17 protein-coding genes are annotated in these 20735 nt (G+C 66.1%); 10 read left to right on the top strand and 7 right to left on the bottom strand.

Translation table 11 applies throughout. The features are described from left to right. Positions 1–164 precede the first annotated feature (164 nt). The 3 genes from uvrD to AC1PLS_RS20085 all read left to right on the top strand — a co-directional run bounded on the left by uvrD (position 165) and on the right by AC1PLS_RS20085 (position 3671). Positions 165–2351, top strand: coding sequence for a DNA helicase II (gene uvrD / locus AC1PLS_RS20095; protein WP_481103998.1), 2187 nt, complete (start codon positions 165–167; stop codon positions 2349–2351). 182 nt (positions 2352–2533) lie between these two features. Further along, complete coding sequence (locus tag AC1PLS_RS20090) at positions 2534–3115, top strand: sugar O-acetyltransferase (protein ID WP_126966205.1); 582 nt, start codon at positions 2534–2536, stop codon at positions 3113–3115. Positions 3116–3224: 109 nt separating this feature from the next. Then, positions 3225–3671, top strand: a complete 447-nt coding sequence (locus tag AC1PLS_RS20085) for a universal stress protein (protein ID WP_016902734.1) — start codon at positions 3225–3227, stop codon at positions 3669–3671. Positions 3672–3825: 154 nt separating this feature from the next. Here the strand turns inward: AC1PLS_RS20085 and tagK are convergent, their stop codons facing one another. Then, on the bottom strand, positions 3826–4458 hold the full coding sequence (tagK, locus tag AC1PLS_RS20080; protein WP_184434931.1) for a transcriptional regulator TagK: 633 nt from the start codon (positions 4456–4458) through the stop codon (positions 3826–3828). 539 nt (positions 4459–4997) lie between these two features. On the opposite strand from tagK, the gene AC1PLS_RS20075 reads away from it, so the two are divergent. Next, the gene (locus tag AC1PLS_RS20075) at positions 4998–6011 is read left to right on the top strand and encodes a patatin-like phospholipase family protein (RefSeq protein WP_481103997.1); all 1014 of its coding nucleotides are present in this window, start codon (positions 4998–5000) and stop codon (positions 6009–6011) included. A 78-nt stretch (positions 6012–6089) separates the two neighbouring features. Here the strand turns inward: AC1PLS_RS20075 and AC1PLS_RS20070 are convergent, their stop codons facing one another. Beyond that, positions 6090–6263 (bottom strand): hypothetical protein, encoded by a 174-nt coding sequence (locus AC1PLS_RS20070; RefSeq protein WP_155758421.1) that lies wholly within the window; start codon positions 6261–6263, stop codon positions 6090–6092. Between AC1PLS_RS20070 and AC1PLS_RS20065 the strand changes: the two genes are divergently transcribed. The 5 genes from AC1PLS_RS20065 to AC1PLS_RS20045 all read left to right on the top strand — a co-directional run bounded on the left by AC1PLS_RS20065 (position 6256) and on the right by AC1PLS_RS20045 (position 11255). Next, a complete protein-coding gene (locus tag AC1PLS_RS20065) occupies positions 6256–6681 on the top strand; it encodes a hypothetical protein (RefSeq protein WP_024937547.1) in 426 nt (141 codons plus the stop codon). The genes AC1PLS_RS20070 and AC1PLS_RS20065 overlap by 8 nt on opposite strands. Positions 6682–7141: 460 nt before the next feature. Further along, positions 7142–7669 carry a hypothetical protein gene (locus AC1PLS_RS20060; protein WP_146010821.1) on the top strand — a complete coding sequence of 176 codons (528 nt, stop codon included), beginning with the start codon at positions 7142–7144 and terminating at the stop codon, positions 7667–7669. 221 nt (positions 7670–7890) lie between these two features. Beyond that, a complete protein-coding gene (locus tag AC1PLS_RS20055; RefSeq protein WP_184551855.1) occupies positions 7891–8016 on the top strand; it encodes a hypothetical protein in 126 nt (41 codons plus the stop codon). A 192-nt stretch (positions 8017–8208) separates the two neighbouring features. Further along, complete coding sequence (ecfK, locus tag AC1PLS_RS20050; RefSeq protein WP_184435025.1) at positions 8209–8748, top strand: ECF-type sigma factor EcfK; 540 nt, start codon at positions 8209–8211, stop codon at positions 8746–8748. Beyond that, positions 8727–11255 carry a serine/threonine-protein kinase gene (locus AC1PLS_RS20045; RefSeq protein ID WP_481103996.1) on the top strand — a complete coding sequence of 843 codons (2529 nt, stop codon included), beginning with the start codon at positions 8727–8729 and terminating at the stop codon, positions 11253–11255. Before ecfK ends, AC1PLS_RS20045 begins: the two co-directional genes overlap by 22 nt. 201 nt (positions 11256–11456) lie before the next feature. Here the strand turns inward: AC1PLS_RS20045 and AC1PLS_RS20040 are convergent, their stop codons facing one another. Continuing rightward, a complete protein-coding gene (locus AC1PLS_RS20040) occupies positions 11457–11747 on the bottom strand; it encodes a DUF2782 domain-containing protein (RefSeq protein WP_104553162.1) in 291 nt (96 codons plus the stop codon). A gap of 77 nt (positions 11748–11824) precedes the next feature. On the opposite strand from AC1PLS_RS20040, the gene polA reads away from it, so the two are divergent. Next, positions 11825–14626 (top strand): DNA polymerase I, encoded by a 2802-nt coding sequence (gene polA / locus AC1PLS_RS20035; protein ID WP_481103995.1) that lies wholly within the window; start codon positions 11825–11827, stop codon positions 14624–14626. A gap of 430 nt (positions 14627–15056) precedes the next feature. Here polA and hemF read toward each other — a convergent pair whose 3' ends face one another. From hemF to AC1PLS_RS20015, 4 genes are all read right to left on the bottom strand, one after another. After that, positions 15057–15956: an oxygen-dependent coproporphyrinogen oxidase gene (gene hemF, locus AC1PLS_RS20030; protein WP_024937543.1), complete on the bottom strand. Its 900-nt coding sequence runs from the start codon at positions 15954–15956 to the stop codon at positions 15057–15059. 786 nt (positions 15957–16742) lie between these two features. After that, positions 16743–17321: a hypothetical protein gene (locus tag AC1PLS_RS20025; protein WP_184434922.1), complete on the bottom strand. Its 579-nt coding sequence runs from the start codon at positions 17319–17321 to the stop codon at positions 16743–16745. Then, positions 17318–18034 carry a hypothetical protein gene (locus AC1PLS_RS20020; RefSeq protein WP_184434919.1) on the bottom strand — a complete coding sequence of 239 codons (717 nt, stop codon included), beginning with the start codon at positions 18032–18034 and terminating at the stop codon, positions 17318–17320. Before AC1PLS_RS20020 ends, AC1PLS_RS20025 begins: the two co-directional genes overlap by 4 nt. Before the next feature lie 310 nt (positions 18035–18344). Next, positions 18345–20705: a S9 family peptidase gene (locus AC1PLS_RS20015; RefSeq protein WP_184435022.1), complete on the bottom strand. Its 2361-nt coding sequence runs from the start codon at positions 20703–20705 to the stop codon at positions 18345–18347. Positions 20706–20735 lie beyond the last annotated feature (30 nt).

Below are 20735 nucleotides of genomic sequence, written 5' to 3'. Positions count from 1 at the left end.
GTGCCTGCAGTGACAAACGCGTCGCCACGCGCCTTCGGAAGTGATGCACCGACTGCTTCGCCCCGTACCCTCACTCCAACCCCTCTGCCGATGCAAGAGCGGCTTACCCAACCGCTTCATCCCAATCTCAGCCGCAGCGACGCCACAACCGGTAAAATGCGGCGGTGGATGTCTCTCATTTGCTCGATCATTTAAACCCCGCCCAGCGCGAGGCCGTTTCCGCGCCGCCGGGGCATTACCTCGTGCTGGCCGGCGCCGGCTCCGGCAAGACGCGCGTGCTGATCCATCGCATTGCCTGGCTCAACGAAGTCCAGGGCGTGCCCAACCACGGCATCTTCGCGGTGACCTTCACCAACAAGGCCGCCGGCGAAATGCGCCACCGCACCGACCTGCAGCTGCGCAACGGCAGCCGCGGGATGTGGATTGGCACCTTCCATGGGCTGGCGCACCGGTTGTTGCGCCTGCACTGGCAGGATGCGCGGCTGCCGGAAGGCTTCCAGGTCATGGACAGCGACGACCAGCTGCGGCTGGTCAAGCGCGTGGTGCAGGCGCTGGAGCTGGACGAGGGCAAGTATCCACCCAAGCAGATGAGCTGGTGGATCAACGAGCAGAAGGACGAAGGCCGCCGTCCGCAGCATATCCAGCCCGAGCCCAACGACGACTGGACCGAGGTACGCCGGCAAGTCTACGCGGCCTACCAGGAACGTTGCGACCGCTCCGGCCTGCTGGACTTCGCCGAGTTGCTGCTGCGTGCGCACGAACTACTGCGCGATACCCCGGCCTTGCTGGCGCATTACCGTGCGCGCTTTCGCGAGATCCTGGTCGACGAATTCCAGGACACCAACGCCATCCAGTACGCCTTCGTGCGCGTGCTGGCCGGCGAGACCGGGCATGTGTTCGTGGTCGGCGACGACGACCAGGCCATCTACGGCTGGCGCGGCGCCAAGGTCGAGAACGTCCAGCGCTTCCTGAAGGATTTTCCCGGCGCGCAGACCGTGCGGCTGGAGCAGAACTACCGCTCCAGCGCCAATATCCTGGGCGCGGCCAATGCGGTCATCGCGCATAACCCGGACCGGATCGGCAAGCAGCTGTGGACCGATTCCGGCGACGGCGATCCGATCGACCTGTATGCGGCCTACAACGAGGTCGACGAGGCGCGCTATGTGGTCGAGCGCGCGCGCCAGTGGGTGCGCGACGGCGGCAGTTATGGCGAAGTGGCGGTGCTGTATCGCAGCAACGCGCAGTCGCGCGCGCTGGAAGAAGCGCTGATTTCCGAGCAGCTGCCGTACCGTGTGTATGGCGGCATGCGCTTCTTCGAGCGTGCCGAAATCAAGGATGCGTTGGCGTACCTGCGCCTGCTCACCAACCGCAGCGACGATGCCGCGTTCGAGCGCGCGGTCAATACGCCCACGCGCGGCATCGGCGATCGCACGCTGGATGAAGTGCGCCGCCTGGCACGCGCCAACGCCTTGTCGCTGTGGGAAGCGTCGATGCTGTCCACGCAGGAAAACACCCTGGCCGCCCGTGCCCGCAATGCGCTGGCCGCGTTTCTGAGCCTGGTCGGCCAGCTGCATGCCGAAACCGGCGACATGGAACTGGCCGAACGTATCGATCACGTGCTGATGCGCTCGGGCCTGCGCGAGCATTGGGCCAAGGAAAGCCGCAGCGGGCTGGATTCGGAATCGCGTACCGAGAACCTGGACGAACTGGTGTCGGTGGCTTCGCGCTTCACCCGCCCCGACGATGAAGACAGCCAGGGCATGACCGAGCTGGTGGCCTTCCTGGCCTACGCCTCGCTGGAAGCCGGTGAAGGCCAGGCCCAGGCCGGCGAAGAAGGCGTGCAGCTGATGACGCTGCATTCGGCCAAGGGCCTGGAATTCCCCATCGTGTTCCTGGTCGGCCTGGAGGATGGCCTGTTTCCGAGTGCGCGCTCGCTGGAAGAAAGCGGGCGGCTGGAAGAAGAGCGTCGCCTGGCGTACGTAGGCATCACCCGCGCGCGCCAGAAGCTGGTGCTGTGCTACGCCGAATCGCGACGCATCCACGGCCAGGACAACTACAACGTGCCCTCGCGTTTCCTGCGCGAGATCCCGCGCGAATTGCTGCACGAGGTACGCCCGAAAGTGCAGGTCTCGCGCACCGCCTCGCTGGGCGCGGCCCGCGGTGGACCGGTGCATGGCGTGGTCGAAGCCGCACCGATCAAGCTCGGTGCCAATGTCCAACACCCCAAGTTCGGCGGCGGCGTTGTCGTGGACTACGAGGGGGCCGGTGCGCACGCGCGGGTGCAGGTGCAGTTCGACGACGTCGGCGCCAAGTGGCTGGTGATGGCGTACGCCAATCTGACGGTGGTGTAGGCCGGCAACCGCGTCGCATCGCCGGGCAATGCGCGGCAGGGATTACGCGCCCGGATCCGGCCGGGGCGGCGTGTTCGTCGCCAACACGCCGCTGGCCAGTATTGGTGCATCGCCCGATGCATTCCCCGCGGCATCCGTGACACCCTTGCGTTCGAATCGAACGTCCAGAGATCCACGGCCCGATGCGCACCGAAAAACACAAGATGCTGGCAGGCGAGCTCTATAACGCTGCCGATGACGAATTGCAGGCCGACCAGGCTGCAGCCGCCGACTGGATGGCGCGCTACAACGCCTGTGCCGCGCAGCCGCCCGCCCAACGGCACGCGCTGCTGGTCGAGCGGTTGGCCGAGGTGGGCGAAGGCGCGGTGATCCGCCCGCCGTTCCACTGCGACTACGGCTACAACATTCGTCTGGGCGCGGGCGTGTTCCTCAACTTCAATTGCGTGATCCTGGATGTCTGCGAGGTCAGCATCGGCGAGGGCACGCAGGTGGGCCCTGCGGTGCAGTTCTATGCCGCCGACCATCCGCGCGACGCGGCAGGCCGCGCCAGCGGGCTGGAGTTCGGGCGGCCGATCCGCATCGGGCGCAACGTGTGGATCGGTGGCGGTGCGATCATCCTGCCGGGCGTGTGCATCGGCGACGGCGCGGTGATCGGCGCCGGTGCGGTGGTCACCCGCGACGTGCCGGCCGGCGCGATCGCGCTGGGCAATCCGGCGCGCGTACGCGCAAGCCGCGACGCTGCCGATGCCGCGCCAACCGACTGAGTGTTGCAGCACGCCGCGTGGCCGCATTGATGCGCATCAATGCGTGTACCGCAGCGCACTGTCAGGCTGAGTGCGCCGGCAGCCAGGCCGGTCATCCAAGGAGGTCACCATGTACAAACGTATCCTGATCGCCATCGATGCGTCCGAGTTGTCGCATCGCGGTTTGTTCCAAGGCCTGGAATTGGCCAAGGCCACCGGTGCCAAGGTGGATATCGTCACCGTGTCCGAGCCGTGGGCCATGGGCATGTACGACGCGATGGGCTGGAGCGTGGGCTACGAGGCAAGTCCGGAGTACCGCAAGGAACGCGAAGCTGCCGCAGAGAAGATCCTGCGCCCGGCGCTGGAGCTGGCGGCTGCGGCCAATATCAAGGCCACGTCGCGCCACGTGCTGGACCGCTTCGCCGCCGAAGGCATCGTGCAGACCGCCAAGGAGTGCAACAGCGATCTGATCATCATGACCTCGCACGGCCGCCGTGGCATGCGCCGCATGCTGCTCGGCAGCCAGACGGTGGAGGTGCTGACGCACAGTTCGATCCCGGTGCTGGTGATCCGCTGATCGTTGGATGTTTTGCTGCGCCAGAGCAGATGCAAAGCGTCCTACGTTCCAAGTCGCACAATCTCTCGTAGGAGCGCGCCTGAGCGCGACGGGGCGTTATCGGTAAAGCCTCATCGCGCTCAGGCGCGCTCCTACGCGGATTGCGAATTGGAGGTCAGTTTTCCATTGGTGCCGGCTGTGCAAGACGCCGTAACGCGTCGGTATGCAAGGGAGCGGGGCGCACCGGTGGCAGGCCGGCACGCACCGGCGCGTCGTCCCGGCGTACGTGCTGGTTGAGCTCGCGCAGGAAGCGCCCCACCGGAATGTAGTGTCCGCGGCGTGGCGCATGCGTCGGCGGCGCGGCGCGGCACTGGCGGCGCCAGTGCATCGGCGGCATGCCGAAACGCTGCTGGAAACAGCGTTGGAACTGCCGCTCCGACGCAAAGCCCATCTCATATAGCAGCCAGGTCAGGCTGCACTCCGGGTAGGCTTGCAGGTAACGGTACGCGGCGTACAGGCGCTGCTCGCGGATATAGCTGGCCACGCCCCCGCGCGACTGGAACAGCCGGTACAACGACGCACGCGACAGCCCGAACGCCTGCTGCAGGGACTCGGTACCGAGCTCGGCCTCGCCGATGTGCTGCTCGATGTAGGCCAGCAGACCGCTCATCAGTGGCGCATGCGCCTGCACCGATGCCGATGCCTGCGGGACGATGGCGCCGTAATAGTTGGTGTTGCTCATGCGGGTGCTGCCTGCGGCCCACTCCCCGGGGCCTGTCATCTGGTCAACCGAGAAAAGCGGCGCCAACCCATCATTGCCTGTCGTGAACCCGGTGCTGCGTCACGCATTGGTGCGATCGACCGCAGTCCAGATCGATCGCCCGGTCCTTTCCTCGCTGCACCGCGACACTGGAAGCGCCTGGCCCGGCCTACGCGTCGGTGTGGTGGCTGATGCGGAGCCAATGGCATCGCATCGAGATCTGGGCTGGCAACGGCCGGCACGGGGTTGCGTGGGGTCGCACTGATTCGCCGCGTCGAACGGACAAATCCTGCAGCGCGATGCCGGTCGCCAAGCGAATACCGAGGGCACCACGGCCCGACGACCCGCAGCAAAAGCGGTCGCAGATCACATGCTCGATGTCGCGAGACGATTTGTCGGGTGGTTGGCGGAGCCGCTTCTAAGGTGGTGCAACGGTAGACGCAACAGCCGTCGCAATCACTTCCGCACACCTGCGATTGATCCCGACAGCCAACGGTATCGCGCGCTGGACGGGCAGTCGGACAGCTTGTTCTTGCCGCCTTTGCCGCACACGTTTCAAGCCAGTGCCCGCTCTGCAGGAGACTTCAATGTCGTTCAATATCATCAGTTGCGATGGCGGCGGAATTCGCGGCCTGATCACCGCGATCCTCATCCAGGACCTGGATCAACACAGCAGTATCCTCAGCCACGCCAATTGCTTTGCCGGCACTTCCACTGGCGGCCTGCTTGCGCTGGCATTGGTGAAAAACGTCCCGATCGGCACGATCATCGAGATGTACATGACCAAGGGCGCCAGCATTTTCGAACCCAATGGGTGGTTGCTCGATCAACAGGCGCAGGTGCAACGGCAAAGGGTGGATGCGGCACTGGGCAGCGGGCCGGGCTTCTTCAGCAGTCAGTACAAGAATGATGGCTTGATCCAGATCGCAAGCGGTCTCTTGGGTACAACGCAACTTGCACAAGCGCAGCGCCTCGTCGTCGTCAACGCCGCACGCCTGTGGGATGCGAGCAGTGCAAACTGGATGCCTGCCACGTTCTCCAACGGCGCCAACAATGCGTACAGGCAGATCAGCATGGTCGATGCCGCATTGGCGACGTCTGCCGCGCCAACCTACTTCCCGCCTTATCGGATCGCCGGCACGAACGAGGATTACGGTTTCTTCGCCGACGGCGGCGTGTTCGCCAACAATCCGGCAATGACCGCAGTGGCCGAGGCCATCGCCAGCGGCCAGGTGACCAACATCGGCGATATCCAGCTGCTGTCGCTTGGAACCGGCAGCAGCCCGCAAGGAATTCCGGCCGCCGCGATCGGTAATCCGCTGGGCTGGGGCGCAACGTCCTGGCTGCATCCCTGGGCCAGCGGCCCGGTCCCGGCCATGCCGTTGCTGAATCTGACCATGGACGCGACGGCCGAGCTTGCAAGCATCCAGGCCGAGCAGGTGCTGGCCGGCAACTTCAGGCGCGCCAATGTCGAGCTGCAACATCCCTACGCACTGGATGACTGGAAGCATGTCGCCGATCTGGCCAGCCAGACCCAGGCTTACCTGCAGACAGATGCCTGGAAACAGACGCGTGACTGGGTCGCCAGCCGCTGGACATAGGGCGGCTAGCGGATCTATGCGCACGCGCAGCGTGGAGCTTCCGTGCGTGCAGCCGCGTCGGCAGCCCGCTCGCGGCATTCAATCGTTTTGCCCGCAGCCACCAGGCAGCTCGCCGTGCGTGGCGTGCCGGCCCGGCGTTGACCCGGAATCCGGACGCGTTGGCAGCGCCAGCGTCGTCGTTTCCAGGTCGTAGCTGTGTTCCAGCCGGAACACATTGTGTTGGTTTGCCACCAGGAGAAAAAGAATGAGCATTGCATCGCCACATCTGCAGGATGAATCCGGCATCGAATGGACCGACGCCGTCAGTGACAAGGGCATTCCCTATCAGGTCGGGTTTCGCGGCAGCAACCAGGAGACGGTGCCAGCGGATGCTGCAGGTGAAGAAGCGAAGAAAGATTTCGGCATTGCGGTCGCTTGGCCGCTGACCGGAAACAACTGGACCGATACCACCGCAGAGGTCAAATCGATTGCTGCGATTCCTCGCTACAGTCTCGGAGCCTACGGCGGAACCTGGGCCTACATCCTGTATTTCAGCAACACCGAGCACTACGACTACTATTTCTACGACAAGACAGGCGATAGCTATCAGGTCAACACCTATCGCAACGGCGATCACTACGTCCGCTACAACTCGAGTGATCCGGCGATTGCCTTTATCAAAGGCAGCTGATTGCCGGACGTCGGCCAGGCGCCGGCCGCAACGCCGCGATTGCGGCCGGCGTCAATGCATCTCGATCCCGGCAAGGACCTGAAATGTTGTCTCGGTGGGTGTGTCCATCTGCTCCCTGATGTCGAGCGAACGTGGCAGAGGTTGGAAGCGGCATGAGTGCAGGCGCCGCCTCAAATGGTGTGCATGCTCTGGCGACATTCACGACTGCGGCGTCCAGCGACTCAGGGTTGTTTGCCACTGCAGGAGCTAGACCGCAACCGGGTGCGTTGTGCGTCAGTCCCACGTCTGTTGCCACCACCCGCGTCACGATGTCCTGGAAACCCGACGAAGAATGCGGAGTTGCGCATCCAGGGTCGCTGCAGGCTGCGTCAATGGTGTGCCAGGGTGCCGGGTGACCGGCAGCCCATGGCGAGAGGCGAGTCGGGGCAGCCTTCCCAGCCCCGAAAAAAGGGCACTTATCATGGCGATCACGATCCTTTCCGCTGTATACGGTACCGGCAATGCAGGAGTCGATGTCACCCAGCTATGCCAGAGTAGCGTCGATACAGGCAATGACGATATCACCGCAAGCAATACCTTCTTCGGGACCGACCCCGATCCGGGCACAGTCAAAAACTTTGCGATTCTTTACAAGAATCCGGCGTTGAACAATGGGAATCCCATTGCGCTCGGTTGTGCGGAAAATGGCCAGATCGATCTGGTGCCTAATCCGCCTACTGCCAGTACGCCCATTCCGGTGCCTAGCAACCCCAGTTTTACCGTCGTGCGTGCGATGTACGGGACCGGCAACAACGGTTACGACGTCACCTCGATCTGCCAGTGGCTGCTCAACAACGGCGGCACAGCGATCCCGGTGAGCAACGCGACGTTCGGCGGGGACCCAGATCCCAACGTCAAGAAGAGTTTTGCCATCGTCTACACCGCCGTGGGCGGCGGCGCGCAACAGTTCCGTGCCGGTGCAGAAGGTTCGACATTGAACTTGAGCTAGTCTTTTTTGAGCGGGGATCTACAGAGCTCACATGCCGCACATCAAGCGGACTGTTGGATCCGTGACGGTCCAGTGCCTTCTCCCATCAGCGGGGAAGGACTGGAAGGCATGCAGCGCAGGAGACGCTGCCGGAAGAGCGCAATACCGGGTCGTGAGGAGCAAAACCCTGTAGCGCAAGGAGCGATATCGTCAATCCGTATCCGGGCAAGCGCAACAACCCGATGGAAGGCACGCTGATCCGCAGCGAACTGGTGGATGCCGTGGCTCTGTGGAAAGGCAGGATCTACGGCCCGGCATCCGGCAAGACCGGCAATGCCACGCTCACGCATGGGCGGATGGCTTCTTGACGGTGGCGGGCTGCGTGGCCTTCTTCCGTCAGGGGCCGACCTGGTAGCCCGCACCGTGGTGGCTGTCCGACCCGGACGGCCCGACGCGCGTGGTTGGGGGACCAGGCAGGCGAGCTAAACCGTTTGGTTTTGAAGTGCCTGCCCGGTCGCCAATGCGGGATACTGCGCTCCCACGCAGGCGAGATGGACCGGATGTCCGAGCTGCCGATCACCGAGTTGTTGCAGGCCTGGCAGCGCGACGAGCCCGGCGCGGGCGACGCATTGGCGCGGCAGGTCTACGAGGTGCTGCGCGCCACCGCGTTGCGCGAGCTGCGGCGCGATGTGCGTGCCGGCCTGCAGGCGACCGAGGTGGTGCACGAGGCGTGGATGCGGCTGGAGCAGGGCCAGCAGGCGTTTCGCTCGCGCGCGCATTTCTATGCGGTGGCGGCGCTGCAGATGCGCCATTTGCTGGTGGATCTGGCGCGCCGCCATGCCAGCGCCAAGCGGCTGGGGCAGGCAGTGACCTTGACGATCAGCCTGTCCGACGGTACGCCACGGCCGGAGGCCTTGATGGTGGTCGCCGATGCCTTCGACAAGCTGGCGCGGGTGGACGAGCGCAAGGCCAAGGCCTTCGCGCTGACCGAGCTGGTGGGTTTCAGCGTGGCCGAGGCGGCCGAGCAACTGGAGGTGTCGGTGCCGACGCTGGAGCGCGATCTGCGCTTCGCGCGCGTATGGCTGGCGGCGCAGCTGTGAGCGGCGCCGCCACCTCCTGGCAGCGCTTGGAGGCCTTGTTCCATCAGGCCTGTCAGCTGCCGGTAGAGGCGCGCGAGGCATTCGCGCGTGCGCAGGCCGGCGACGATGCGGTCCTGCGCGATGAGTTGCTGGCGATGCTGGCGGTGGAATCGCAGGCCACGCTGCGCGTGCGTGCGCCGTTGCAACAGGCCGCCGCGGCACTGCGCGCGCCGCTGCCGGAACTGCCGGCCGGCACGCGCTTTGGTGCCTGGGCGATCGACCGCCTGATCGGCGCCGGCGGCATGGGCCAGGTCTATCTGGGCCATCGCGCCGACGGTGCCTACGAGCGCGAGGTGGCGATCAAGCTGGTGGCCGCCGAAGCCCTGGATGCGCAGGGCCGCGCCTTGTTCGAATTCGAATGCCGGCTGCTGGCGCAGATGGTGCACCCGGCGATCGCGCAGATCCACGACGTGGGCACCGATGCGCACGGCCGTCCGTATCTGGTGATGGAGTATCTGCGCGGCGAGCCGATCACCTGGTGGTGCGATGCGCACCTGCTGTCGCTGCAGGCGCGCGTGCTGCTGATGCTGCGGGTGGGCGAGGCGGTGCAGCATGCGCACCAGAAAGGCGTGATCCATCGCGATCTCAAACCGAGTAACGTGCTGGTCAGCGCGGTCGACGGGCGACCGATGCCGGGCGTGATCGATTTCGGCATCGCCGTCGATGCGTCCAACCCCGGCATGACCTCCGCGCATGGCCGCGGCACGCCCGGCTACATGAGCCCGGAACAGGCGCGCGGCGCGCCGGAGGTGGACGCACGCAGCGACATCTATGCGCTGGGCGCGATGTTCTACGAACTGAGTTGCGGGCTGGTTCCGGTGGCAGACCGCGACGGCGTGCCGCAGCCGCCATCGCAGCGGGTGGCTGCGGTGCCGGCCGATGCGCGCGCGCGAATCTGCGCGGCGCGTGCGACCAGCCACGGCAAGCTGCAGGATCAGCTGCGCGATGGCCTGGATGCGATCGTGCTGCGCGCGCTGGCGCCGGAACCGGGCGCGCGCTACGCGTCGGTGTCGGCCTTGCTGGAGGATCTGCACCGTTGGCTGGATGGTTATCCGCCAGGCGCGTCGCAGGCCGGCGGCTGGTTGCGGCTACGCAAGTTCACCCAACGCCATCGCAGCGGCGTGCTGGCTGCTGCACTTGTTTCGATCGCGCTCGTTGCCGGCCTGGGTGCAACACTGTGGTCGCTGCAACACGCTGCGCGCGATGCGCAGCGCGCGCAGGTCACCGGCGACTTCATGGGTTCGGTGCTGTCCAGCGTGGACCCGGGCATTGCGCAGGATCTGGACAAGACGCTGATGCTGCGCGTGCTGCAGCAGGCCTCGCAGCGTGCCGCGCGTGAGTTGGCCGATCAGCCGGATGCTCGTACGCAGGTGGAGCTGACCCTGGGCCGCACGCTGATCGCGCTGGGCGACTATCCGCAGGCGGTGCTGCATCTGCGCATCGCCCAGACCTTGGCGCGGCAGCACATGGGCGCGGCCAGCGTGCCGGCCCTGAAAGCGGCCTCGATGCTTGGCCAGGCGCTGACCGGCGCCGGCAAGGCCAGCGAGTCCGAGCACGTGCTGCGCCAGAGCATCGCGCTGGCGGCAGGCGGCGATGCAGAACAGCAGGCGCTGGGCAACGAGATGCGCGCGCGCTTGGCCTGGGCGTTGCGCGACCAGGGCCGCATGGCCGATGCCATGGCAGAGGGCCGGCATGCCTATGTCGCCGCGCTGGCCAACGGCGCCACCACCGCCGATCAACGCATCGATGCCGGCAATGTCTATGCTGGCCTGCTGGCCGACGTCGGCCAGCTGCTGCCGGCGATCGCCCTGCAGCGCAGCCTGCTGCGCGAGCGTATCGCCATGCGCGGGCCGGAGCACCCGCTGGTGCTGTCGATGCGCAACAGCCTGGCGGTGTTCCTGCTGATGCAACGCGACTTTGCCGCTGCCGAAACCGAACTGGCCTCGTTGCTGCGCCTCACCCGCAAGCTCTACGGCGACAACGCCGCCGACACCTTGATGGTGGAAAGCAACCTGGCCCACGCATTGCGGCAGCAGGGCAAGCTGGCCGACGCCGGCCCGCATTACCGCGCAGTCCTGGAGCGCGCGCGCACCCTGTTCGGCGACGATGCGCCGGCCACCATCGGCTATCGCAGCAGCCATGCGTTGTGGCTCTTGGACAGTGGTCAGCTGGATGCCTCGCTGGCCGAACAGCGCGCGTCGCTGGCGTCGTCCATGCGGGTACTGGGCCGTGCGCATCCACAGACCGCCGAGATCCTGCGCGGCCTGTCCGAAGCCGAGCGCAGGCTCGGCCAGCTGGCCGCCGCGCGCGACCACGCGCAGCAGGCATTGCAGATTCTGACCGGCATCTATGGCGATGCCGAGCAACCCTTGCGCGCCGCACGCCAGACCTTGGCACTGGTTGCCCCGGCCAAGGCGCTTGCCGCAACCTCCAACGCAGAAACCATGGAGTCGGTGGCGCAACGCTGAGATGAAGTATCGGGCCGGCCAGGTGCCGCCGGCCGTCTGCTGCCGCAGGGCGACAGCACAGGCAATCCCTGTCGCCATGCGGCGGCGTACCGAAACCGGCGGGCCATCGCGCCCGGCACTAGGCTGTCACCGAAACCAGCGCCGCAAGACCCGCCAGGCTTACGCTCTACGATTCCCGATTCCCGATTCCCGATTCCCGAATCACCAGCTATACAGCTTCCAATACACCTTGTTGACCTTGTCCTTCTCCGCATCGGTATGCCCGTCGTGGTCGCGGTCGTACAGGAAGTAGGGCGCACCGCGGGCAGGCGTCACCCGCACCATTTCCAGCTGGCCGTTGACCCGGTACTCGTCGATCTTGTCGCCGTTGCCCATGGTCTTGCTGGTGACATCGGCACCGGCGGGGATACCGTCGCCGGCAGTACCGCCGGAGGTGGTGGCGCAGCCGCCGAGCAGCAGTAACGGCAGCAGCAAAAGACTCGCTCTCTTCATCGTCGTCATCCGTTCTAGGTCGTCGGCAAGTATGCGCCGGCACGATGTGGCGTGAGCGTGCAGCGTAGAATTGGCGCATGAGCAGATTAGTCCTGATCGACGGGTCCAGTTACCTGTACCGCGCGTTCCACGCGCTTCCGCCGCTGACCAATGCCCAGGGCGAGCCCACCGGTGCCTTGTTCGGCGTGGTCAACATGCTGCGCGCCACCCTGAAGGAACGCCCGGCCTACGTCGCGTTCGTGGTGGATGCGCCGGGCAAGACCTTCCGTGACGATCTGTATGCCGACTACAAGGCCAATCGTCCGTCGATGCCCGACGACCTGCGCGCGCAGGTGCAGCCGATGTGCGACATCGTGCATGCGCTGGGCATCGACATCCTGCGCATCGACGGCGTGGAAGCCGACGACGTGATCGGCACGCTGGCCCTGCAGGCCGCCGCCGACGGCCTGAGCGTGACCATCTCCACCGGCGACAAGGACTTTGCCCAGCTGGTCCGCCCGGGCATCGAACTGGTCAACACCATGAGCGGCAGCCGCATGGATTCGGACGAGGCGGTGATCGCCAAGTTCGGCGTGCGCCCCGACCAGATCGTCGACCTGCTGGCGCTGATGGGCGACACCGTGGACAACGTGCCCGGCGTGGAGAAGTGCGGCCCCAAGACCGCCGCCAAATGGCTGGCCGAATACGATTCGCTCGATGGGGTGATCGCCAACGCCGACAAGATCAAGGGCAAGATCGGCGACAACCTGCGCGCCGCATTGCCACGGCTGCCGCTCAACCGCGAACTGGTCACCATCAAGACCGACGTGACCCTGGCCAGCGGCCCGCGCGCGCTGGACCTGCGCGAGCCCAACGCCGAAACGCTGGCGGTGCTGTACGCACGCTACGGCTTCACCCAGGCGCTGCGCGAACTCGGCGGTGCAGCCGCCCAGGCCGGCCTGCCGACCGAACCGATGCCGTTGGGAGCCGCCGCAGCCAGCGCCCGCACCGAACCCGGCCGCGCGCGCGGCACCGGCTTCGTGTCCGGCCCGGCCAGCGCCCCGGTGGACCTGGACCCCGCGTTGTCGGCGCCCGGCCAGTACGACACCATCCTGACCCAGGAACAGCTCGACAGCTGGATCGCGCGCCTGCGCGCCGCCGGCCAGTTCGCCTTCGATACCGAAACCGACAGCCTGGACCCGCTGCAGGCCGACCTGATCGGCCTGAGCGTGGCCGCCGAGCCCGGCCAGGCGGCGTATCTGCCGTTCGGCCACAACTTCCCCGGCGCCCCGGCCCAGCTCGACCGTGCCCAGGCGCTGGCGCAGCTGGCGCCGCTGCTCACCGACCCTGCGGTGCGCAAGCTCGGCCAGCACGGCAAGTACGACCTGCACGTGATGCGCCGCCACGGCATCGCCCTGGCCGGCTACAGCGACGACACCTTGCTGGAGAGCTTCGTGCTCAATTCCGGCAGCGCCCGCCACGACATGGACAGCCTGGCCAAGCGCTACCTGGGCTACGACACGGTCAAGTACGAGGACGTCTGCGGCAAGGGCGCCAAGCAGATCCCGTTCGCCCAGATCAGCCTGGACGACGCCACCCGCTACGCCGCCGAAGATGCCGACATCACCCTGCGCCTGCACCAGGTGCTCGGCCCCAGGCTGGCCGCCGAGCCGGGCCTGGAGCAGGTCTACCGCGACATCGAGATGCCGCTGGTGGAAGTACTGGCACGCATCGAAGCCAACGGCGTGTGCGTGGACGCGGCCGAACTGCGCCGCCAGAGCGCGGACCTGTCCAAGCGCATGCTCGCCGCCCAGCAGAAGGCCACCGAGCTGGCCGGGCGCAGCTTCAACCTGGATTCGCCCAAGCAGCTGCAGGCGCTGCTGTTCGACGAGCTCAAGCTGCCCGCCGTGGTCAAGACGCCCAAGGGCCAGCCTTCGACCAACGAAGAGGCGCTGGAAGCCATCGCCGACCAGCACGAGTTGCCGCGGGTGATCCTGGAATACCGCGGCCTGACCAAGCTGCGCAGCACTTACACCGACAAGCTGCCGGAAATGATCCACCCGCAGTCCGGGCGCGTGCACACCAGCTACCACCAGGCCGGCGCGGCCACCGGGCGGCTGTCCTCGTCCGATCCGAACCTGCAGAACATCCCGATCCGCACCGAAGACGGCCGCCGCATCCGCCGCGCCTTCGTCGCCCCGGCCGGGCGCAAGCTGATCGCCTGCGATTATTCGCAGATCGAGCTGCGCATCATGGCGCACCTGTCCGGCGACCCGGGCCTGGTCGGTGCGTTCGAGTCCGGCGCCGACGTGCACCGCGCCACCGCCGCCGAGGTGTTCGGCCGCACCATCGACACCGTCAGCGCCGACGAGCGCCGCGCCGCCAAGGCGATCAACTTCGGCCTGATGTACGGCATGAGCGCGTTTGGTCTGGCCCGCCAGCTCGGCATCGGCCGCGGCGAAGCGCAGGACTACATCGCGCTGTACTTCAGCCGCTACCCGGGCGTACGCGACTTCATGGAAACCACCCGCCAGCAGGCGCGCGACAAGGGCTACGTGGAGACGGTGTTCGGCCGCCGGCTGTATCTGGACTTCATCAACGCCGGCAGCCAGGGCCAGCGCGCCGGCGCCGAGCGTGCCGCCATCAACGCACCGATGCAGGGCACCGCGGCCGACATCATCAAGCGCGCCATGGTCAGCGTGGACGGCTGGATCGCCGACCACGCCGAGCGTGCGCTGATGATCCTGCAGGTGCACGACGAACTGGTATTCGAAGCGGAGACCGATTTCGTCGACACGCTGCTGAGCGAAGTGACCACGCGCATGTCGGCCGCGGCCGAATTACGCGTGCCGCTGGTGGTCGATTCCGGCGTTGGCGATAACTGGGATGAGGCGCACTGACGCAGCAGATAAGGCGGATATGCTGAATGCGCAGACCAGACATAATACGAATCGAGCCTGCGCCAATGGAATGAATAACCGCTAAATTCTACATATTTTTAACAGTTATCTTCACGATCCATCAATGTAGAAAATGGTGTTATATCCCTCGACGGGCGCAATGCCTGTCGGCAGATCTCTCCCATCCCCTGGAGCAGATCTCGGAGCGGAAACTACTCCCCAAGTTTCCGTTCCCTGGCCCCGCCGACCTCCCCCTGGTCTGCGGGGCTTTTTATTTCCGGCCTGCAATTATTTTGCTACGCAACATAACCGGTTCATCGTATTGCACGCTCCACCGGCGTCGCTGGAAATCACAAATTTAAATAGGTCGAATTAACTCAATCGATCAACACAGCGTTTCATTAGCGCTGCGTTTTTTTAATTGACCGATTCAACCGAGCCAGTCGCGCGGGACCAGATAGTCCATCAGCCGCGCCTCGGCGCTGCCCGGTTCTGGCGTAAAGCCGTATTCCCAGCGCACCCGTGGGGGCAGGCTCATCAGGATGCTTTCGGCCCGCCCGCCACTTTGCAGGCCGAACAAGGTGCCGCGGTCGTAGACCAGGTTGAATTCCACGTAGCGGCCGCGGCGGTAGAGCTGGAACTCGCGCTCACGCTCGCCGTAGGGCGTGTCCTTGCGGCGCTCGACGATCGGCAGGTAGGCATCCAGGAAGCCGTCGCCAACCGCGCGCTGGTAGGCGAAGTCGCGTTCGAAATCCTGCCCCAGGTCGTCGAAGAACAGCCCGCCCACGCCACGCGTCTCGTTGCGGTGACGCAGGAAGAAGTACTCGTCGCACCAGCGCTTGTGCGCGGCATAGCGCTCCTCGCCGAATGGCGCGCACAGTGCCTGCGCGGTGCGGTGCCAGTGCAGCACGTCTTCGTCCACCGGATAGAACGGGGTCAGATCGAAGCCGCCACCGAACCAGGCCGCCACCACCTCGCCATCGCGCTCGGCACGGAAGTAGCGCACATTGGCGTGGGTGGTGGGGATGTGCGGGTTGTGCGGGTGGAACACCAGCGACACGCCGCAGGCGCGCCACGTCGCCCCTGCCAGCTCTGGCCGGTGCGCACTGGCCGAAGGCGGCAGGCGCGAGCCGGACACGTCCGAAAACCCGATGCCGGCCTGCTCGAACACCGCGCCATCGCGCAGGATGCGGGTGCGCCCGCCACCGCCTTCCTCGCGCTGCCACAGGTCTTCGGCAAAACGCGCGCTGCCATCGATGGCTTCCACGGCAGCGCAGATACGGTCCTGCAGGCCGGTCAAATAATCGCGTACACGGTCGAATTCGTTCATGCCACGATTCTAAGCGGTGCATCGCGCTTCATGCAGTCGGGCAAACGCGCCCGTTTGTCGCAGGGCGAGGCGCTGCGGCGTGTAGGCAACGGGTGCTTGGCCAGCCGGGCTTTACCGGGTCGTCCCACGCCAGGATTCATATGCCGGCTGTTTTCTAGTTGGGACCGGGCAGTGTGGGCGAGGCAGAAGCAGCAGAAGCGGAAGAGGAAGCAGAAGCAGGGCATGCGATCGGCGGTCTGGCTGCAGGGCCCTTACCCGCCCACCCTCGCAGGACACGCCGCAAGTACGTCCCTGTAGGCTCTTACGCGGCATCCATGCCGCGTAAGGTCCCGCGAGGGTGGGCGGGCAAGGACCTGTCAAGATGGTCGGTGTGCATGGTTTCGACAGAGCAACCGGTAACCGGTGCGGTGTCCTCGCCGCGCCCTCGACGCCGTGAGTTGGCTGCAGGGCCCTTGCCCGCCCACCATCGCAGGACACGCCGCAAGTACGTCCCTCTTTAGGCGCTGACGCGGCATCCATGCCGCGTCAGGTCCCGCGACGGTGGGCGGGCAAGGACCCGTCGCGATGGTGGGTGTGCATGGTTTCGACAGAGCAACCGGTAACCGGTGCGGTGTCCTTACCGGTTCCGGGACCCTTGGCGGCATGGATGCTGCCAGGAAGCCTCCACAGACGGATTCCCGGCGTGTCCCGGAAGTGGTGAGGGCATCGCGCCCTCGACTCACCGAACCTTTGATTCAAGCCTCGTGCCGTTTTTAACCGTCGCCACGGCTCAAGATCTCGATTCCCTCATGCGTTGCGCCCGCGCGAGGCGGCAAATTCGGCGCGCACTGCGGGCGTGCACAACCGCCATGCCAGCGCTGTGTGGAGACAGCCGATTGCCAGCACGCCCAGGCCTGTCAGCAGCAACGCCGCCTGGCGGGTTGCCTGCAGGCGTGCCTGCAGCTGCGGCCACTCGGGGCTGTGCACGACATCGGCAGGCAGCATTGCCTGCACGCCCTCGAACAGCGGCCCGATCAACGCCAGGCCACCGACATTGAGCAGTGCGGTCACCAGCAACACCGCCACGAACCCGACCCGCGCCCACTCGCGTCGCTGCAGCAAGGCCCAGCTCAACCATGCAAATGCCACCGACAGCACCACGCCTACGACTGACAATGACAACCCATGATCGATCAACCACTGCAACGAGGTGGGCAGGCTGATCCCTTCGGGCAAGCCCAGCGCCGCCGCGTCGGGCATCAGTACGATCATCGCGATCTGCAGCAGGTTGGACATCGCACTGACGACACCCAGCAGCAGGGACACCCATGCCAGCGGCGTGACGAAGCCGCCGCGCGGTCGAGGGCGCGGTGTCGGCGCGCTCATTGCAGCGATGCGATATGGGCGGCCACGGCGGCCTGGCCATCCGGATCCAGGGCCGGCTGCAGTTGCGCGTACCAACCGGGCAGCGCGTCGGCCGGCAGGCACTGGCGCAACAACGGTGTGCTGCGCTCCAGGAAGGCTTCGAAGAAGGGCAGCCCGCGCACGTAGAGGAAGTGGCTGTCGGTGATCGACATGCCGGCGTAGGCCTCGCGCAACCACTCCAGATGCGGCAACGCGTGCGCGCCGTGACCGGCGCGGGTCAGCGCGGTGAGGAAACTGGTGCGTGCGGTGGCCGGCGAGGTAGAGCGCTCCTGCGCATTCAGATCGTCGAAGGTCAGCAACCACTGTTCGCCACGATCGATCTCGTTGCACATCACCGAAGTGGTCGCCAACTGCAATGCGTTGTGCGCGGTAGGCTCCAGTTCGTATAGCGCCAGCCAGTGCGGGTATGCCTCGCGATAGCGGTCCAGCGCGCTCAATGCCAACGCGCAAAGACGTTGCGCGTCGGCACCCAGGTGCAGCTGCGCTTGCGCAGCGTTGTAGGCGCCCAGCTGATCGCCGCGCTGGAACAGGCTCAGTGCGGGCTGCAGTGCCGGGTCGATCTGGACCTCGGTATCGGCGTCATCCGCTGCAGCTGCCGGCACTGCGGTCGGTTCGGCTCGGGGCGTCTTCGCCACCGGGGTCTTGCGTCCAAACAAACGGTCCCACAGGCCCATCGCAATTACCTTCTGCGCGCCGCGAATCGGAAACCGCTGCGGTGCCGGCGGCGCTCCGGTCGGGCGGCGGGCCGGCAAAGGGGAGCGCAATGCGCCAGCGGTCTGCCGATCCTGCGCCAAGCTTAGGGCCAGTTGCGTACGTGCAGGTGAGTGCCGGGCAGGGTGATGCATGGCGATGGCTAGCGTGGCAGCGCATCACGCGTGCAACCTGGGCGATCTGTCGCTTGCTGCAGCATGGGGATGCCGGCGCCGCGCGCCACGTCATCGACCGGGCGATGCAGCACGCATCGCCCGGCCGCAGCGGCATGGCTTACGGCTTCACCTGCTCATTGAACAGCTTGAGGATGCGCTTGTATTCGTCCAGCCACGAATCGGCACGCGTAAAGCCATGGCGTTCCAGCGGATACGGTGCCACCTGCCAGTTGTCCTTGTGCAGCTCCATCAACTTCTGGGTCATGTCGACCGAGTCCTTGAAGAACACGTTGTCGTCGATCATGCCGTGCGCGATCAGCAGATGGTCGCGCAGTCCGTCGGCGTAGTTGATCGGCGATGAGGTCTTATAGGCCTCGGGATCGAGCTCGGGCGTGTTGAGGATGTTGGAGGTGTACTCGTGGTTGTACTGCATCCAGTCACCGACCGGACGCAGCGCCGCGCCGGCCTTGAAGGTGCCGGGGCTGCGGAACAGCGCCATGTAGGTCATGAAGCCGCCGTACGAGCCGCCGTAGATGCCGGCGCGGGCGCGGTCGCCCTGCTTCTGCGTCACCAGCCACTCCAGCCCGTCCAGATAGTCTTCCAGCTCCGGGTGGCCCATGTTGCGGTAGATCGCGGTGCGCCAGTCGCGGCCGTAGCCTTCCGAGGCGCGGTAGTCCAGGTCCAGCACGATGTAGCCCTGCTGCACCAGCAGGTTGTGGAACATCTGCTCGCGGAAGTACGGCGTGTAGCGCTGCGAGACGTTCTGCAGATAGCCCGCGCCGTGCACGAACATCACGATCGGATACTGCTTGCCGGGCTCGGGGTTCTGCGGCCCGTAGTACTTGCCCCAGACCGTGCCGGCGCCATGCCTGGACGGTACCTGCACGTACTGCGGTGCGATCCACGGCTGCGCCTTGAACGCGGGCGTGCGGGTGTCGGTCAGCAGCGTGGCCTGGCCGCCTGCGGCCGGCACCACCGCCAGCTGCGGTGGCAGGTAGCTGCCTGAGTAACGCACCAGCAGTTGCTGCCCGTTCGGCGACAGGCTGAAGCCTTCCACGCCATTCAACGCAGTGACTTCGCTGAGCTGGTCGCTGCGCAGATCCAGCTTGCACACCTCGTAATCGCCCGGCCATTTCTGGTTGCACAGGAAGAACATGCTGCTGCCGTCGGCGCTGGGCACCGGCATCGACACTTCCCACTTGCCGCGCGTGCGCTGGCGCGGCTTGCCATTGCCTTCCACCGTGTACAGCTGCGAATAGCCGGATTCTTCCGACAGCAGCCACAGCGTGCGGTTGTCGGGCAGCCAGCCGAAATCGTTGAAGTCCCAGTTGATCCAGGCGCTGTCGCTCAGGCGGTGCCGCGGCTGCAACGTGGCGTTGGCCAGGTCCACGCTGGCGATCCAGCGGTCCTTGTTGTCCACCGCGCGAATCTCCACCGCCACGTTGCGCCCGTCGTCGCTCCAGTGCACCGCCGGCCCGCTGCCGTCGCCGTCGCTTTCCACACGGACGGCGCGGTTGCCCTTGAGCGCGTCGCGCTTGGCGGCCTTGCGCAGCGCGGCCAGCGGGTCGGTGGCGATACCCGGCAGGGTGTCGAAGGACAGCGGTCTTGCAGTGCCGGCGCTGACATCGACCAACCACAGCGCATGCGCCACCGGCGCATTGCGACCGACGCGGGTGCGCACTTCCTGGAATTCCTCGTAGCCGGATTCGGTCACGTACTTGGGCATCTTGCCGGCCTGGCCCTCTTCGGCACCCTTGGCCTGGGTGACCACCAGCAGGTGGCGGCCGTCCGGCGACAACGCGCTGTCGACGATCTCCACCTCATCGCCCAGGTACACCGGCGCTGCCGCACGCGTGGCATCGGCGCGGCGCCAGGCGTCTTCCTGGGTGCGTAACGCATCGCGCTGCTCACGGTCGCGCCGCAGCGTGGCCAGCGTGGCCAACTGCTGCTCGCGCAACACATCGGCCTTGGGCGCAGCGTTGGGATCGCGCTCGGCCTTGACCATTGCAACCTGCGCCGTGCCGCCGTCGGCGCGCCAGTGGTACCAGTTGTTGCCCGCGCGCCAGATCGCGCCGCCATCGCTGGCAAATTGCGGCCGCGATTCGACCTCGTTGCTGCGGGTCAGCTGGGTCAGCGCGCCGGAACGCAAATCGCGCAGGAAGATGTCGCCATTGCGCGCGAACAGCATGCGCTGGCGGGTCGCGTCGTAGCTCGGGTTATCCGCATCCAGGCCGGCGCGGGCGTTGTCGGCCACGCGTTCGGCGCTGCCGCCGCCGGCGCCCTGGCGATAGGTGTCGCGCACCGGGGAACCGTCGCGCTTGAGCAGGTATTGCACCTGTTTGCCGTCCCACTGCCACCAGGCCTGATCCACCGACGGCCCGATCCAGTCCGGATCGGCCATCACCTGTTCGATGGTGAGCGGTGTGGCGGATTGCGCATGCGCGGTGACAGCCAGCAACAACAAGGACAGCGGCAACAATCTGGGCATCGGTAACAACTGGACGCAACG

This window comes from Xanthomonas sp. NCPPB 3218 (assembly GCF_056725185.1).
The sequence above is the reverse complement of the archived record's forward strand: the minus strand, read 5'-3'. Positions and strand labels throughout refer to the sequence as shown.